We start from the raw sequence: 16,296 nt of genomic DNA on the forward strand, positions 1-16,296 counted from the left end.
TGAATCAAGCCTTCACTACTCTCTCAGACTGATCCGGAGAATCAGAGTTCCGCTGACTCACCGTTGCGCGCGATCAATTCAGTCTTGAAAGGTTAGGGTTGTAGTCCGCGTTTGGACTCCCGTTCAAACCAGTCAATAATTTGCTCCACCGTAATCTCTGCCAGAGGTTGCTCCGTCTCCTGGCAAATTTGCACCAGAGGTTTCTGAGACGCCACCACCAAATTACTAAAAAAGGTGGCAAAACTGGCATCCACATCCACCTGTTCCTGAATCGTGGCATCCTGTTGAATCCAATCCGCCACCTGTTCCGGGGTGATTTCGTCGGCTGGAGTCTGGGTGGTCTCAGAAATTTGCTGAAGCGACCTTAGTGCATAAATCGCCAATCTTGTCAAGAACTTTTCTTGGGAGGATAAAAGAGCAGCATCAACCTTAGCCGCTTCATCCGGTTGTAAAAACTCAACCGTCATCGGAGAGGGAGTAGTCATAAGTGACGTAAAAACAGGCACATCTGATTTTAGGCTATCCCAAATTTGCCCCTCCCCCCTAAGACGCCTCCGACTCAATCAGATAACCGCAGCGATTTTCCCCATCAATCATCCAATGGGTTCGCTGCACCTGACAATCCGGTAAGGCACGAGCAAACATATCCAACTCATGGCCACAGACACTGGGGAATGACTCCGCCACATTAGAAATGGCACAATTGTACTCCGCCACCACAAACCGGGGCCCTCCCTGAGCATTGGGTTCCAACTCCACCAGTTCCGCCATATAGCCTTCCTGGCGGCGTAACTCCACCAAATTAGCAACCCGTTCCCCCAGGGGTGCTTCCCCAAGTTGATTGCGATAGGCGATGGCCTTGCGTTGCCATTGTTTCCCTAACACCTCGCCAACCCCCTCTTGGCCCACCGTCTCCGCCAGCGTATCCAAGAGGGAGACCGCAAACTCATCATAATGGTGCGGGAAGCGATCGCGCCCAGCTTCCGTCAGCTCATAGACATGTTGAGGACGGCCCATCCCCACCTGCACCGAGCCATGTTGAATCAACCCCTCCCCCTCTAAATCCTTGAGATGTCGTCGGATGGCCTGGGGGCTAATCTTTAGGGCCTCAGATAGCATCTGCGCCTTGGCCTGACCCTGTTTGAGCAGATAATAGAGAATATCGTCTTTTGTTGATGGATTCTGTGTGGTCGCCCTCATGTTCCTTATCCCTAGAGCCAATACGGCAGTACAATCGGCAGCGTATGATATAAATTATGTCTTAGACTTTGACAACTTGCCTGTTGCTAAAGTAACCTACAATTAGGGATATAAACAACAGCCAAGTTGCTTTAGCCTCCATTATAGACAAAGACGTTTACCGACTCTGCCCTATGACTGCACCAACCAATCCTCAGCAGGCGACCGAAAAGAACCTAGATGCCATGCGGCGTTTCTCCGAACAGTACGCCAAACGCACCGGCACCTACTTTTGTTCGGACTTAAGCATTACCGCCGTGGTTATCGAGGGCCTAGCCAAGCACAAGGATGAGTTAGGTGCACCTCTATGTCCCTGTCGTCACTACGAAGACAAAGAAGCGGAAGTCAAAGCCACCTATTGGAACTGCCCCTGTGTCCCCATGCGGGAGCGTAAGGAGTGCCACTGTATGCTCTTCCTCACCGAGGATAACGACTTCGCCGGGCGGGAGCAAGCCATCACCAACGAACAAATTCGCGCCACAACCAACCAAGTCTAGACCCCAGGCATAGATGTCTCCCTCTTCTCCCTGCCATCCCCTCTCCCCACACCTATCGCGCAACCAGAGATAACCAATCATGAGTGCCAGCGTTAAAACTCTAGTCAACCAACCCTACAAATACGGTTTCACCACCGACATTGAAACCGACAGCATCCCACGCGGACTCAGCGAAGATGTCATCCGCGCTATTTCTGCCAAAAAGAAAGAGCCGGAGTTTATGCTGGACTTCCGACTCAAGGCCTATCGTCAATGGCTGAAGATGGAAGAACCCAACTGGCAACACGCCAGTTACCCTCCCATTGACTATCAAAATATCGTCTACTACTCCGCCCCCAAGGTCAAAGACGAGAAGAAGAAAAGTCTCGACGACGTGGACCCGACTCTCATCGAAACCTTCGAGAAGCTGGGGATTCCCCTCTCGGAACAGAAACGTCTGGCTAACGTGGCGGTAGATGCGATTTTCGATAGTGTCTCCGTCGCCACCACCTTCAAAGAAAAACTCGGCGAAGCGGGAGTTATCTTCTGTTCCATCTCCGAGGCCCTGCAAGAACATCCGGAACTGGTGAGAAAATACATCGGGAGTGTGGTTCCCGTCGGCGATAATTACTTCGCTGCCCTCAACTCCGCTGTTTTCACGGATGGGTCGTTTGTTTTTGTTCCTAAAGGGGTAACCTGTCCCATGGACTTGTCCACCTACTTCCGGATTAACAACGGCGATTCGGGACAGTTCGAGCGCACTCTGATTGTGGCCGAGGAAGGGGCATCCGTCACCTATCTCGAAGGCTGTACTGCCCCCATGTTTGATACCAACCAACTCCACGCTGCTGTAGTGGAACTGGTAACCCTGGATGATGCGGAGATTAAATACTCCACCGTGCAAAACTGGTTCGCCGGGGACGAAAACGGCAAAGGTGGCATTTACAACTTCGTCACCAAGCGGGGACTCTGCAAGGGTAAAAACTCGAAAATCTCCTGGACTCAGGTGGAAACCGGTTCGGCCATTACTTGGAAATATCCCAGTTGTGTCCTCGTCGGCGATAACTCTGTCGGTGAGTTCTACTCCGTGGCGTTGACGAATAACTATCAGCAAGCCGATACGGGAACCAAGATGGTGCATATTGGCAAGAACACCAAAAGCACGATTATCTCGAAAGGGATTTCCTCTGGGAAGTCCAAAAACAGCTATCGTGGCTTGGTGAAGATGGGGCCGAAAGCCGAAGGGTCTCGGAATTATTCTCAATGTGACTCGATGTTGATTGGGGATAACGCTGAGGCCAACACCTTCCCCTATATCGATGTTCAGAACAATCTGGCGAAGGTGGAACATGAAGCCTCGACCTCCAAGATTGGCGAAGACCAGTTGTTCTATTTCGCTCAACGGGGTATTTCGGAAGAAGATGCGGTATCCATGATTATTAGTGGCTTCTGCCGCGATGTCTTCAATGAGTTACCGATGGAGTTTGCGGCGGAAGCTGATAAACTCCTGAGTCTGAAGCTCGAAGGCGCTGTGGGTTAATTGGCTTGGGGTTCCGTCATTCGTTGGGGTGGCGGAACCACGTAGGGGCAATCCCTTGTGGTTGCCCGAGTCCACAGAGTATTCCGTCATTCGTTGGGGTGGCGGAACCACGTAGGGGCAATCCCTTGTGGTTGCCCGAGTCCACAGAGTGTTTTGGGCTTTGTTTCTGTAAAAATACAGATGGAGAATTTGCATTTTTGGCAGATTTAGAAAACTTTAAAGGTGAGTATCTCGACGAGAACTTACAGTTAAAACTGGGTTCTATGAAGTTGCAACTTGACCAAGTGCAACAAGAGGTTCAGGCAATCAAATCTTTGTCAAGTGGCCATAAGCAAAAGAGCAAGCGAATCCTCAAGAAAAAACTCAGAAGCCTTCATGAATATTTCGAGAGTTTGCAAGAAGAAGCTCAAGAGTGTCAAAAAGTGATTGATGCCGTTTTTACTCAACTAGATAGCTTGAATGAAGAAAGCCCCTAGAACTCTCAGCTAATATCCTTTTCAAGCCAATCTATACCCCAAACTGACCACAACCACTCCCCAAGCATTACGTTTGAATTAAAGCACCATGATTGTTGAAAACAGCGACGTTATTCTTTCAGTTAAAAACCTCAATGCCACAGTTGAGGGAACCCCAATTCTTAAAGACTTGAATTTGGAAATCAAGGCGGGTGAAATTCACGCCATCATGGGACCCAATGGCTCAGGAAAGAGTACCTTTTCTAAAATCCTCGCCGGACACCCTGATTACGAAGTAACCAGCGGTGACGTGATTTACAAGGGGCAAAACCTCCTCGAACTCGAAGCCGATGAACGGGCAACGGCTGGAGTGTTTTTGGCGTTCCAATACCCCATTGAGATTCCTGGGGTCAGTAACTTGGACTTCCTGCGGGTGGCCTATAACTCTCATCGTAAAGCCCAAGGCTTGGAAGAACTCGATACTTTTGATTTTGAGGATTTGGTCGAGGAAAAACTGGATATTGTGAAGATGCGGGCGGAGTTCCTGACTCGCAGCGTCAATGAAGGCTTCTCCGGTGGGGAGAAAAAACGCAATGAGATTTTGCAGATGGCGTTGCTTGAACCGACGTTAGCAATTCTTGATGAGACGGATTCTGGGTTGGATATTGATGCCCTGAAAACCGTCGCGGGTGGTGTGAATCAGTTGGCGCAACCGGACAATTGCACCCTGATGATTACTCACTATCAACGGTTGCTCGATTACATTATTCCCGATTTTGTCCATGTCATGTATGACGGGCGCATTTTGACCACTGGGGACAAAGACTTAGCCCTGAAACTCGAAGAACAGGGCTATGATTGGGCGATCGCCGAATTTGCAGCGGTAGGGGTATAGGTTATTTAGTTATGAGTGTGAACACAATTACCAAAAACAACGTCACCTCCCTAGCGCAGTTGGTGAACCTACGCCAGCCTGTGGTGAGTGATGGCGAGATTCTCAACCCAATTCGCGATCGCCACCAGGCCCGCGTCCATGAACTGGCGATTCCCACGACACGGGATGAAGCCTGGCGCTTCACGGACTTATCAGAACTGACTCAAGTCGACTTCGCCCCAGCCCCCAGCGTTAGCCTAGAGGCCGGTCAAATTGAGCTGAATCAACTTCCCGAAGCCCCCGAAAGTCGTCTAGTGTTCGTGAACGGACTCTACAGCGACAGCCTCTCTCAATCCCAAGGCTTACCAGACGGCCTCTATGCGGGGAACCTTGCCAACCTCCCCCCAGACCAAAAAGCGAAACTGGCTGACTACCTGGGTCAACAACCGGGCCAGGAAGAAGTCTTCACCGCCCTCAACACGGCCAGTTTCCAAGATATGGCCGTCATTTGGCTACGTCGTGGAACCGTCGTTGAGGTTCCCCTACAACTGTTGTTTGTCTCCGTTCCCGATGGCCAAGCTATGATCACCCAACCTCGCTGTTTGGTGGTAGCTGAGGCCAATAGTCATCTCACCTTAGTTGAGGAGTTTGTCTCTACCGTCGAAGGCTGTCCCGACTCCCAAGCGGTGGCCTATTTCAATAATGCCGTGACGGAGATTTGGCTGGAGGACAATGCCGAGTTAACTCATGTGCGCCTACAACGGGATAATGGGTCCGCCTTCCATATCGGCAAAACAGCAGTCACTCAAGCCCGAGATAGCCGTTACGCCTGCCACACCCTGAATTTGGGGTCACAACTGTCTCGCCAAAACCTGGATGTCTATCAAACCGGTCCGGGCACGGAAACCACCCTTAACGGTTTAACCTTAATTGGTAAGGCGCAAACCTCGGATATTCACAGTACGGTGATTTACGACCATCCCAACGGCACGGTGAACCAACTCCACAAATGTATCGTTGGGGATAAGGGTCACGCGGTGTTTGATGGTCGGATTGTGGTCAGGAAAAAGGCCCAACTCACCAACGCCAACCAACTCAACCGCAATCTGTTGCTATCTCCCAAGGCCCGAGTCAACACCAAACCCCAGTTAGAGATTGTGGCCGATAACGTCAAATGCAGTCACGGTGCGACGGTGAGTCAACTCGAAGCGGACGAGGTGTTTTATCTGCAAAGTCGCGGTTTAGACAAAACCACCAGTCAAAATCTCTTGGTTGATGCCTTCGCCGCTGAGATTTTGCAGAAGATTCCCGTTGTATCCCTGCAAACGGCGATCGCCCAATGTGTCGCCTGTCGCACCATTAGTTATTAGTGTCGCACCATTAGTTATTAGTAGAGAAGAGGGCGACCACAAGGGTACGCCCCTACGCTGTTCCCTGTTCCCTGTTCCCTGTTCCCTCCCTATGACCCTCGCCACTGCCCGAACCCTAGCCGATCGCACCCGCGCCGACTTCCCGATTTTGCATCAGGAGGTCAATGGTAAGCCTCTGGTGTATCTGGATAACGCTGCCACCTCTCAAAAGCCCAAGGCGGTCATTGATGCCTTATCTCACTACTACAGTCGGGATAACTCCAATGTCCATCGTGGTGTTCATGCCCTCAGCGCCAGGGCCACGGACAACTATGAGGGAACTCGGGATAAAATCGTCCCCTTCATTAACGCCCAGTCTCGCAATGAAATCGTCTTCACCCGCAATGCGAGTGAAGCGATTAACCTGGTGGCCTATTCTTGGGGCTTGAATCACCTGAAGGCGGGGGATGAGATTCTCCTGTCGGTGATGGAACACCACAGCAACCTAATTCCCTGGCAAATGGTGGCCCAAAAGACGGGGGCGGTGTTGAAGTTTGTTGGCTTGACGGAGACTCAGGAGTTCGATGTTGAGCAGTATCAGTCTCTCCTATCGGAGAAAACGAAACTGGTGGCGGTGGTTCATGTCTCCAATACCCTCGGCTGTATTAACCCCGTCAAGGAAATTACTGAACTGGCTCATCGGCAGGGGGCCAAGGTTCTCATCGATGCCTGTCAAAGTGTGCCCCATATGCCCATCGATGTGCAAGACATCGATTGTGACTGGCTGGTGGCCTCGGGCCATAAAATGTGTGCGCCAACAGGGATTGGCTTTCTCTACGGCAAATTGGCCTTATTGGAGTCGATGCCACCGTTCCTCGGGGGTGGAGAGATGATTGCGGATGTGGAACTCGACTCCTTCACCTGTGCCGAATTGCCCCATAAGTTTGAGGCGGGAACCCCGGCGATTGGCGAGGCGATCGCCCTGGGGGCGGCGATCGATTATCTGACGGAGATTGGTATGGAGGCGATCGCCGACTATGAACATGAACTCTGCCGCTATCTCTACGAAAAGCTGGCCACAGTCCCGGGCCTAACCCTCTACGGGCCCAAACCCCAGGCCGACGGCCGTGGACGGGCCGCCTTAGCCTCGTTCACATCTGCTGCTGTCCACGCTAACGACCTTTCGACCCTCCTCGATGAGTCTGGGGTTGCCATTCGCACTGGGCATCACTGCACCCAACCCTTGCATAAACTGCTGCAACAAACCTCAACGGCCCGAGCCAGCCTCTATTTCTATAACACTCACGCCGAGATTGACACCTTTATCGCTAGTCTCACGGATACCATTAACTTCTTTAAGAGCATTATGGATTAAGGGATGCTAGCCCATGCTCTCCCTCTCCCCCTGTTCTGGGGTCTCGTCTCTCCCCTTCTTATGGCTGAAGCCTTAGACAGAGGAACTCGGCGACTCTACCGCCTGGGACGGGAGGCGGAGCCGCCGGGTGAATACTCCTTGAAAAAGCCAAGGAACGAGGAGAGCCTTTCGTCAGGCGCGTTAGATGTCTTTCTCGCCTAGTTCACGAATCATGTGATCAAACGGCTCATCGATGAAGCTCGTTTCAATACCGGCTTCGGCGACTTTCTCCTTGACAATCTCTTTCAAAATCCCAATGCCGATGACCGTGGGGCCAATCGCCACGTTGAGGGAGTTATAGGTCTCTCTCAAACCGGCCAACACCCGCTCATCGAGAACATCCGTATCTCCAGCAACCCAAGAATAGGTGGCATAGCGTAGATAATAGTCCATATCCCGCAAACAAGCCGCATAGCGACGAGTCGTGTAGGCACTACCACCCGGGCGGATGAGTTCAGGCTGATCATTAAACAGAGTCGAGCCAGCTTCTTTAACCACCGCCGCCGCTTGACCGTTAATGAGGGCTGCGGCTTGAACCCGAGCCGTACCCGTTTCGAAATAGGACTTCAGGCGATCGATCGCCACACCATCAAGATAGCGGCCCGTGGAATCGTAGTTTTTAATTAGCGTTGTAATTGCGTCTTGCATGAAATGCCTCTTCGTTATAAATATTGACCGATGGACTATAGCTTACCTCATGCTCCCAACCTGGAGCTAAAGGGGGAGGTCACTGGGAGCCACGGAACTCGGCTTCCTATTGTATTATTCCGTCCTGACGGCACAGTGTTTAGAAAACTCAACAATCTTTCATAAATCGTTGGCCCCCGGCCTGGGAATCGGGCCGTCTCTGGGAGATTTCTGAGATTTTTGCAAAAAATTGTATAAACCATTACAAATCATCGCCACGGCAATCCCTAGGATGAATCAGGTATTCGTCAGCACCTAGCCCCACCCCTGCGTGCGTCTTCCACGTACCGTCCGGAAAAGCAACTACTGGCAAACTCCAACGATTTTCGCGATTATAGGGAGAAGTAACCCATGCCTGAAACGCCACAAGACGTCCTGAACATGATTCAGGGTGAGAACATCGAACTGATTGACCTGAAGTTTGTTGATCTGTTCGGAATCTGGCAGCACTGCACGTTCCACCGCAGCCTCATTGAAGAGGAGTCCTTTGATGAAGGGATTGCCTTTGACGGCTCAAGTATCCGGGGCTGGAAAGCGATTAACGCCTCGGATATGTCCATGGTTCCTGACCCCAGCACAGCCTGGTTGGACCCCTTCATGGACACGCCCACACTGAGCATGGTCTGTTCTATTAAGGAACCCCGAACCGGCGAGTGGTATGAGCGTGATCCCCGTTCCCTGGCTGATCGAGCCTTGCAGTATCTGCAATCGACCGGAATCGGTGACACAGTTTTCTGTGGGCCTGAGCCAGAGTTTTTTGTCTTCGATGATGTTCGCTACGACCAAAACGAACATGAAGGCTACTACCATGTTAATTCCGCCGAGGGGATGTGGAACTCTGGACGGTCTGAAGAAGGAGGCAACCTTGGCTTTAAAACGGGCTACAAGCGTGGTTACTTCCCCGTTGGTCCGTCGGATACCCTGCAAGACATTCGCACGGAAATGCTCCTAACCATGGGGCGTTGTGGGGTTCCCATTGAAAAGCACCACCATGAAGTGGGAACCGCTGGACAGTGTGAACTAGGGATTCGCTTCACTGACTTGATTAGTGCTGCTGACAACGTGATGACCTATAAGTACGTGGTCAAAAACGTTGCTCGCAAATATGGCAAATCTGCAACCTTCATGCCCAAACCCATTTTCAACGACAACGGGAGCGGGATGCACACCCACATGTCCATCTGGAAAGACGGACAACCGCTGTTCTTCGGTGATAACTACGCTGACCTCAGTGATTTAGCCTTATATTTCATTGGCGGCTTGCTGAAACATGCACCTGCCGTCTTGGCCTTCACCAACCCCTCCCTAAACTCCTACAAGCGTTTGGTTCCTGGGTTTGAGGCTCCTGTGAACTTGGCTTACTCTCAGGGTAACCGCTCCGCATCCATCCGCATTCCCCTAACCGGTTCTAATCCCAAAGCCAAACGGCTTGAGTTCCGTTGCCCGGATGCGAGTTCTAACCCCTATCTCGGGTTTGCCGCGATGCTAATGGCTGGCCTCGATGGGATTCAGAACAAAATTGAGCCTGGCGAAGCCCTCGATGTGGACATCTACGAACTCAGCCCTGAAGAACTGAGTAAGATTCCCTCGACTCCAGGTTCCTTGGAAGGTGCGTTGAGTGCGTTAGCTCATGACAGTGAGTTCTTGACCAAAGGTGGCGTCTTTACCGAAGACTTTATCGATAACTACATCACCTACAAGCTCGATAACGAAGTCAACCCCATCCGCCTTCGTCCCCATCCCTTCGAGTATATGCTCTACTACGATGCCTAAGTTGGGATGCCTAAGCTAGGTGTTGGGATGGTTTCGTCCTAACTCTCTTCACAACCAGACGGAATTCCCCTCACTTCAGTGTAAGTGGGGGGTTTTTTAGCATCACGAGTGCTTCTGTAAATTCGCCTACCCCTAAAAGGGGATGATGAAAGGCAACGAGACTACTGGCTTAATGCGATAATAGTGCCCACATGCGCTTGGGGAGAATCCCGATTTTCAATTGTAATGGCCACTAACTCCACAACTCCCGAGTGTCGATGGGCTTCAGGAACTACAATATTGCTGGAAAACTCCCCCTCTTCTGTAACCTGAAAGGTTTGAGTGAGAATAGCTCCCTTATCGTCCGTAGTGAAGGGAGCATCTTCCCCAACCACAGTCCACAATACATACACTTGATCTTCAGGTAAAGGTGCTAAATTCTCAACGGTGAATTCAGCCTCTAGACGATTCGGATCGACAATTAACCTTGCCCTAGCAGTATCTGCCCCTTCTGTGCCTTGTAATGAGTACACGACTGGTTCAAGAATGGGGATCTCAATAGGGAGGGGAGTCTCCATACGAGCGAATTGCAAGGCACGATAAAGCCGATAGTTGATGACCCCGAATCCAATCAAACCTAGAATTGCGAGAAATGCTACGAGTTTATCCCAATTCCAACGAGGCTTAACCGACGTCGTTGAAGCGGTAGGAGACGTATGAGACAGTGCCTCCGCCCCGGCCGCTAACACCTTAGTTCTTAGATTTTCAGGGGGAGTCACCTCGGCTGGAGTATAGACAACCTCCAAGGTCTTTTGCATTTGATCGACCTGTTCCTGAAGTTGAGGATTTTGAGCTAACAGCTCTTCAAATAAGGCTGCTTCAGCTGTGCTTAAATCCCCTAAAATATAGCCTGAAATCAATAATTGCTCACAATCCGACGGTAAATCTGGCGGTAGCGGAGAAACCATAGCTATACTCTCTCCACAACATGCGACAAAATCTGACGAAGCTTCATTAACCCTCGACGAGAGCGGGATTTGACAGTTCCTAAGGACAACTCTAACTCCTGGGCAATCTTCGATTGGCTTAGTCCGTCATAGTAGGCCATCTTTAACACCTCTTGTTCCGTCGAGGAAAGTTGAGAGAGAGCATTTCTGACATCTTCAGACTGTTCCATCTCAGAAATTGTATCAAGACCCGTCTCTGTCGAGGTGAGTTTTTCGGACTGCTCGGAGATTTGCTGACGTAGGTGCTTCTGGCTTCTGGTTCGTTTGCGCAGTCGATCAATGGCGCGGGAACGAGTTAGGATGGCTAAAAATGTTCGTAGTGATCCGCGTTTGGGGTCATAATGGTCTTTCTGGATTAAAGAGAGGAAGATGGCTTGGGTTAGATCTTCTGCCTCGTGAGTGTCCTTTAACAGTTTCAGGGCGACCCCATAGACCAACCCAGAATGTCGGGCATACAAAACCCCCAATGCGTCAACCGCCCCAGACCGCAGGGCAGTAATCAACTCAGCATCACTGGGTTCGGAGCGACTCGGCTCAGATTCACTCAATTGTTCAGGAGACATAGGTAACCCACAATGCACACCAGCTTGGGCTGTTAGCCATGATAAAGCAAATCTAGGGAAAACTCCCCAGATTTGCTTGTCTAACACATGATGTAGGGATTCAGGTCAACTAAAGCCGTTAGACCATAACGAAATCGTTGGCATCAATCACCGCCATATCGACGTTCAAAAGACGAACGGAGAGTCCTTCGGCAGAAATGATGGCATCCCCCCCATCTGCCATAATGTTTAACTGCTCAAAGGTCAGTCCCTCGGAAAGGCCAATCCGGTCCATGCCGCTCTCGAAATCGGTAATCACGTTGTTGCCATCACCGGGTCGAACATCAAAGCGATTGCTGCCGCCGCCCCCAGTGAGAGTGTCGTCTCCTAAGTCTCCCGAAAGAATGTCATCTCCATCACCTCCCTGAAGGATATCGTTACCTTGTCCCCCAAATAGGGTATTGGAGCCACTCCCCCCGAAGAGGGTATCATTCCCCGTGTTGCCGAAAAGGATGTCATCACCATCGCCGCCACTGATCAGGTCATCCCCCCCAAACCCAGCAATCACATCGTTGCCACTGGTGCCGTGAAGAACGCTGGAACTGTCGTCATCGGCAATCACAAAGGTATCTGGCCGGGCGGTGAGTCCTTGCAGGGTCTGGCCCGGTTCTAGGGCAACTGCCCCGAGAGGAGTGGCTGCACCGCTGTCGAGATTGATGGAAAACAGCATGTCATTGGAGACGGCAAACCCAGTATTAGAGCCATCGAGGGATGACACAATATCGAATCCAGCTAAGTCTCCGAATTCAACCCCCAAGTCTCCAACCATCAGTTGGGTTCCATCATTGGGAGGACTTTGCAAATTGAGGCTATTTCGCAAAACATCAATGTTGAACAGTTGGGTCATGGGAGTTCCACTAAAACTGTTCGTATAGGCAGAAGCCGTCACATTTGGAACAACCGGGGTAGTGACCTCACCGCCGCCATAGGCGATGGGACCATCCTCGATGACCTCTCCTGTATCGACGTTGACGCGGAAGTTTTGACCATTGGCACCAACGAGGCGCAGGCGATCGGGAACTGGGTTAAAGTCGAATCCTGAGGTTGCCCCAGCGGTAAAGGGTTCCGATAGGGTGCTGACTTTGGTGGCAACACCTCGGTTTTCATTGACACTGAGGTTGCGAACAATGGGACCATTGGTTCCAGCAACACCGTTGTGAATATGAACGGCACTCTGAGGATTCCCCTCTACATCGGGTTCTCCAACGGGTAATAGGGACGTCGAGAGTCGTTTGTAAGTCCCATCGAGGGTTAATCGGTTGGTCGAACCGTCGTAAAAGACATCGACAAATCCTTGGCCTGGACCATCCGGGGGAGTCATGTCGCCCACTTCTTGGGATTCTTCGAGGGGAATCCCAAACATCACCACATCATTTCCGGGGGTCACATTGACCTGTCCCCGCAGTTCACCTGCGTTGAAGTTTTCGGTGTGCAGGTTGATATAAAACTGGTCTTCAAATAACAGGGCTTCTTCAGCATCGGTTAGGGTGAACTTGCCGGTGAAGCCATTGTCTGGCGTCACGGTGAGGTTGCGGACGATAGGGCCGTTGGTGCCGGCTGCCCCGTTATGGATATGAATAGCACTTTCGGGATTCCCTTCGATATCGGGACCACCCACGGGAAAGAGGGCACTGGTGAGGTCACTGAAGCTGCCGTTGATTTTTAGCTTGTTCGTGGCATCGTCATAAATGACGTCAAAGGTGGCAGTGGCTGGCCCGTCCGGGGGAGTCATGTCGCCGACTTCTTGGGATTCTTCCATGGGAAGACCCCGAGTCACAATGTCGTTTTCTTGAACAACGTTGATCTGTCCCCGCAATTCCCCAGGGTTATACAGTTGGGTGTGGAGGTTGACGTAAAAGCTGTTGTTGAGCAGCAGTTGCTCTTCGTCGTCGGTGAGGGTGAAGTCTCCCTGAAGTCCTCCGGTATCGAAGCCACCCACGTCGATACGGTATAGCTCATTGCTGGTGCTCAATCCATAGACTAAGCCATCGGCGGGGCGTGTATCGATACCAATTAGGGTTCCGTCGACTCCGGTTACGGGAATGCTGGTAGTTTCGGCAGGATTATCCGCGTTGAAGGATACGAGTGTGTTGTTGTTGGTCAGTGCTAGTAAAGAAGTCATGAGTTACTTTGTTGTATCTAACATTTAAGGATTGACAGTTGCAACGCGGGTTACGACCGGGACGACGGATCGGACAATACGTATCGGAAAATACATACCGGTACGTCAAGGTTGTGGAATTGGTTTCACAATTTCCTATTTTTTTTCCGATGGGGGCAGTCTGCGAGGGGCGATCGCCATCATGGAAGACAAACTATCAACACGGCTTTGGCAGGCTGATTTTGTGTAGAATAGACGAGCTATATACTTCGTCGAACAAGGCATCAACTGTGCGTATCTCACTCAACTGGTTGCAAACCCTCATTAAGATTGATCTAACTGCGGACGACCTGGCCCATCGCCTCACTATGGCGGGGTTTGAAGTGGAGGAGATTGAAGAGCGCAGCACCTGGGCCGATGGGGTGGTGATCGGTAAGATTGTGAGCATTGAGCCTCATCCCAATGCCGATAAGCTGCGGGTGTGCCAAGTTGATATTGGCAGCGCTGAGCTTCAGCAGATTGTCTGTGGTGCGCCCAATGCGCAGGCAGATATCTACGTTCCGGTGGCTACAATCGGCACGAAGCTGCCTCAAGTGGATCTCAAGATTAAACCCACCAAACTGCGGGGCGTCCCCTCGAATGGCATGATTTGCTCCCTAGAGGAGGTGGGGTTAACCTCCGAGATTGACGGCATTCATATCTTCGCCGAGGGTAATGATAGTGAGTTCCAGGGCAAGATTGGCGCCGATGCGCGGCCATTTCTGGGACTCGATGACTCGATTTTAGACTTGACGGCCACGGCAAACCGAGCCGATGCTCTGAGTATGGTGGGTGTGGCCCGAGAAGTGGCGGCGTTGACGGGGGATAAGCTGGAGTTACCCCAGGTTGAGGTGGCTGAGATTGCCCCGAAGGAATCTCTGACGGTTGAGGTGGCCCAGACAAAGGCCTGTCCAGCGTATATTGGCACGATGATTGAAGGGGTAACGATCGCCCCCTCGCCGGACTGGCTACAACAACGACTGCAAGCGGCGGGGGTGCGTCCTATTAATAATGTGGTGGATATTACCAACTATGTGATGTTGGAATGGGGACAACCCCTGCACGCCTTTGACTGCGATCGCCTGCAACAGCTCACCGGTCAAGATTCCCTAACGATTGGGGTTCGTTACGCCAAAGATGCGGAAACCCTAAAAACCCTCGATGGCCAGGAGCGCAGCCTTCAGGAGACCAATCTGCTGATTACCGTCAATGATCACCCCGTGGCCCTAGCGGGAGTCATGGGAGGGGGAGAGAGCGAAGTCCATTCGGGAACCACGAATTTGGTCTTAGAGGCCGCCCTATTTGACCCAGTGGCCGTGCGTCGTTCCTCCCGTAGTCAGAATTTGCGGAGTGAGTCCTCCTCGCGCTATGAACGGGGAGTCAACTTTGCTGAGTTAGAAACGGCCTGTCAACGGGCGATCGCCCTCATCAGCGAATTAGCGGGCGGGACTCCGGTGTCCCAAGCCAAGGCCGATTCTCGCCCCGATTTGTCTCAAACGCTCACTCTACGAGCGGCCCGGGTGCGTCATGTTCTCGGTCCAGTGCATCTCGGGGATGAGGTGGGCGACCTCCCGGAAGCGGATATGAAACAAATCCTGGAACGCCTCAACTTTGGCGTCACTTCCACGGAAGAAGCGGGAGTTTGGACGGTGCAGGTTCCCCCTTACCGTCGCCGGGATATCGAACGGGAAATTGATTTAATCGAGGAAATTGCCCGTCTCTATGGCTACGATAACTTCTGCGAAACGCTGCCCAAACAGGGTACGTTGGGCCAGCTTTCTCCAGAATTTGCCCTGACGGGACAGTTGCGGGAAGCCCTACGGGGGGCTGGTTTAACGGAACTGATCCACTATTCTTTGGTTAAACCTAGCCAAGAGCAACAAATTTGCTTAGGGAATCCTCTATTCGCGGAGTATTCCGCCCTACGGACAGAACTTCTCCCAGGGATGATTGATGCTTTTGAGTACAACCTGAAACAGGGAAATGGGGCGCTCAATGGCTTTGAGATTGGGCGAGTGTTTTGGAAAGAAGAGGACAGCTATCAGGAGAAAAATGTGGTGGCCGGGATTCTTGGGGGCGATCGCACTCAGGGACGTTGGTTACGGTCTGGGAAGGAACACCCCATGTCCTGGTTTGAAGCCAAAGGGGTGTTACAAGGAGTCTTTGATCGCCTGGGTTTAGCGGTCTCCTATCAAGCCGATGCTGGAGATGAGCGACTGCATCCTGGACGCACCGCTTCCTTATGGTTGCGGGGTCGTCAGTTAGGACGCTTTGGCCAGCTTCATCCCCAGTTGCGTCAAGAACGGGAACTTCCCGATGAAGTCTATGTGTTTGAGTTGGAGTTAAGTCTACTCCTAGAAGCCCTGCCATCGAGCCAAGTTCCGAAGTTCAAACCCTTTTCTACGTTCCCCGCCAGCGATCGCGATTTAGCCTTTTTTGCTCCGATTGACGCGGAAGTCTTGGAGTTAGAAAAAGCCATGAGTCGGGCTGGAGGTAAGTTATTGGAGTCCGTGGAACTGTTCGATGAGTATCGTGGGGAATCGGTTCCTGAAGGTCAGCGCAGTCTAGCCTTTCGTTTAGTGTATCGGGCCGGCGATCGCACCCTCAAAGACAAGGATGTGGACACCGCTCATCAAAAGGTGCGCGATGCGGTCGTCAAAAAATTTAAGGTTAACTTAAGGAGCTAGCTCAAGTGTAGGGGCAGAGGCTATCCCGTTAGGTAGAAGAGGACGGTTCTTCGTGCTATCAGTATTGCCTGTTA

The 16,296-nt window shown here is 51.6% G+C and carries 14 protein-coding genes; 8 read left to right on the top strand and 6 right to left on the bottom strand.

Going from position 1 to position 16,296, the window contains the following annotated elements; all coding sequences use genetic code 11:
- Positions 1 to 92 precede the first annotated feature (92 nt).
- Both L855_RS08330 and sufR read right to left on the bottom strand, forming a co-directional pair.
- On the bottom strand, positions 93 to 485 hold the full coding sequence (locus L855_RS08330) for a hypothetical protein (protein ID WP_159786666.1): 393 nt from the start codon (positions 483 to 485) through the stop codon (positions 93 to 95).
- Between the two features lie 58 nt (positions 486 to 543).
- Complete coding sequence (gene sufR / locus L855_RS08335; protein ID WP_159786670.1) at positions 544 to 1,200, bottom strand: iron-sulfur cluster biosynthesis transcriptional regulator SufR; 657 nt, start codon at positions 1,198 to 1,200, stop codon at positions 544 to 546.
- 173 nt (positions 1,201 to 1,373) lie between these two features.
- Here sufR and L855_RS08340 point away from each other — a divergent pair, with 173 nt between their 5' ends.
- From L855_RS08340 to L855_RS08365, 6 genes are all read left to right on the top strand, one after another.
- Entirely contained in the window at positions 1,374 to 1,736 is a 363-nt protein-coding gene (locus L855_RS08340) for a ferredoxin-thioredoxin reductase catalytic domain-containing protein (protein ID WP_159786673.1), read from the top strand.
- 79 nt (positions 1,737 to 1,815) lie between these two features.
- A complete protein-coding gene (gene sufB, locus L855_RS08345; protein ID WP_159786676.1) occupies positions 1,816 to 3,255 on the top strand; it encodes a Fe-S cluster assembly protein SufB in 1,440 nt (479 codons plus the stop codon).
- Positions 3,256 to 3,452: 197 nt separating this feature from the next.
- A complete protein-coding gene (locus tag L855_RS08350; RefSeq protein WP_159786679.1) occupies positions 3,453 to 3,731 on the top strand; it encodes a hypothetical protein in 279 nt (92 codons plus the stop codon).
- A gap of 88 nt (positions 3,732 to 3,819) precedes the next feature.
- A complete protein-coding gene (gene sufC, locus L855_RS08355; protein ID WP_159786682.1) occupies positions 3,820 to 4,605 on the top strand; it encodes a Fe-S cluster assembly ATPase SufC in 786 nt (261 codons plus the stop codon).
- Positions 4,606 to 4,616: 11 nt separating this feature from the next.
- Positions 4,617 to 5,954, top strand: coding sequence for a Fe-S cluster assembly protein SufD (sufD, locus tag L855_RS08360; protein ID WP_159786685.1), 1,338 nt, complete (start codon positions 4,617 to 4,619; stop codon positions 5,952 to 5,954).
- A 91-nt stretch (positions 5,955 to 6,045) separates the two neighbouring features.
- Positions 6,046 to 7,308 carry a SufS family cysteine desulfurase gene (locus L855_RS08365; protein ID WP_159786688.1) on the top strand — a complete coding sequence of 421 codons (1,263 nt, stop codon included), beginning with the start codon at positions 6,046 to 6,048 and terminating at the stop codon, positions 7,306 to 7,308.
- Between the two features lie 180 nt (positions 7,309 to 7,488).
- Here the strand turns inward: L855_RS08365 and apcB are convergent, their stop codons facing one another.
- A complete protein-coding gene (gene apcB, locus L855_RS08370) occupies positions 7,489 to 7,995 on the bottom strand; it encodes an allophycocyanin subunit beta (RefSeq protein WP_159786691.1) in 507 nt (168 codons plus the stop codon).
- Positions 7,996 to 8,385: 390 nt separating this feature from the next.
- Between apcB and glnA the strand changes: the two genes are divergently transcribed.
- Complete coding sequence (gene glnA, locus L855_RS08375) at positions 8,386 to 9,807, top strand: type I glutamate--ammonia ligase (protein ID WP_159786694.1); 1,422 nt, start codon at positions 8,386 to 8,388, stop codon at positions 9,805 to 9,807.
- A gap of 161 nt (positions 9,808 to 9,968) precedes the next feature.
- Here glnA and L855_RS08380 read toward each other — a convergent pair whose 3' ends face one another.
- The 3 genes from L855_RS08380 to L855_RS08390 all read right to left on the bottom strand — a co-directional run bounded on the left by L855_RS08380 (position 9,969) and on the right by L855_RS08390 (position 13,517).
- Positions 9,969 to 10,754: an anti-sigma factor gene (locus L855_RS08380; RefSeq protein WP_159786697.1), complete on the bottom strand. Its 786-nt coding sequence runs from the start codon at positions 10,752 to 10,754 to the stop codon at positions 9,969 to 9,971.
- 2 nt (positions 10,755 to 10,756) lie between these two features.
- Positions 10,757 to 11,356, bottom strand: coding sequence for a sigma-70 family RNA polymerase sigma factor (locus L855_RS08385; RefSeq protein WP_159786700.1), 600 nt, complete (start codon positions 11,354 to 11,356; stop codon positions 10,757 to 10,759).
- A gap of 118 nt (positions 11,357 to 11,474) precedes the next feature.
- Entirely contained in the window at positions 11,475 to 13,517 is a 2,043-nt protein-coding gene (locus L855_RS08390) for a DUF4394 domain-containing protein (protein ID WP_159786703.1), read from the bottom strand.
- A 269-nt stretch (positions 13,518 to 13,786) separates the two neighbouring features.
- Here L855_RS08390 and pheT point away from each other — a divergent pair, with 269 nt between their 5' ends.
- Entirely contained in the window at positions 13,787 to 16,222 is a 2,436-nt protein-coding gene (pheT, locus tag L855_RS08395) for a phenylalanine--tRNA ligase subunit beta (protein ID WP_159786706.1), read from the top strand.
- Positions 16,223 to 16,296: the final 74 nt, after the last annotated feature.

It is taken from the genome of Sodalinema gerasimenkoae IPPAS B-353, assembly GCF_009846485.1.
Lineage (GTDB): Bacteria > Cyanobacteriota > Cyanobacteriia > Cyanobacteriales > Geitlerinemataceae > Sodalinema > Sodalinema gerasimenkoae.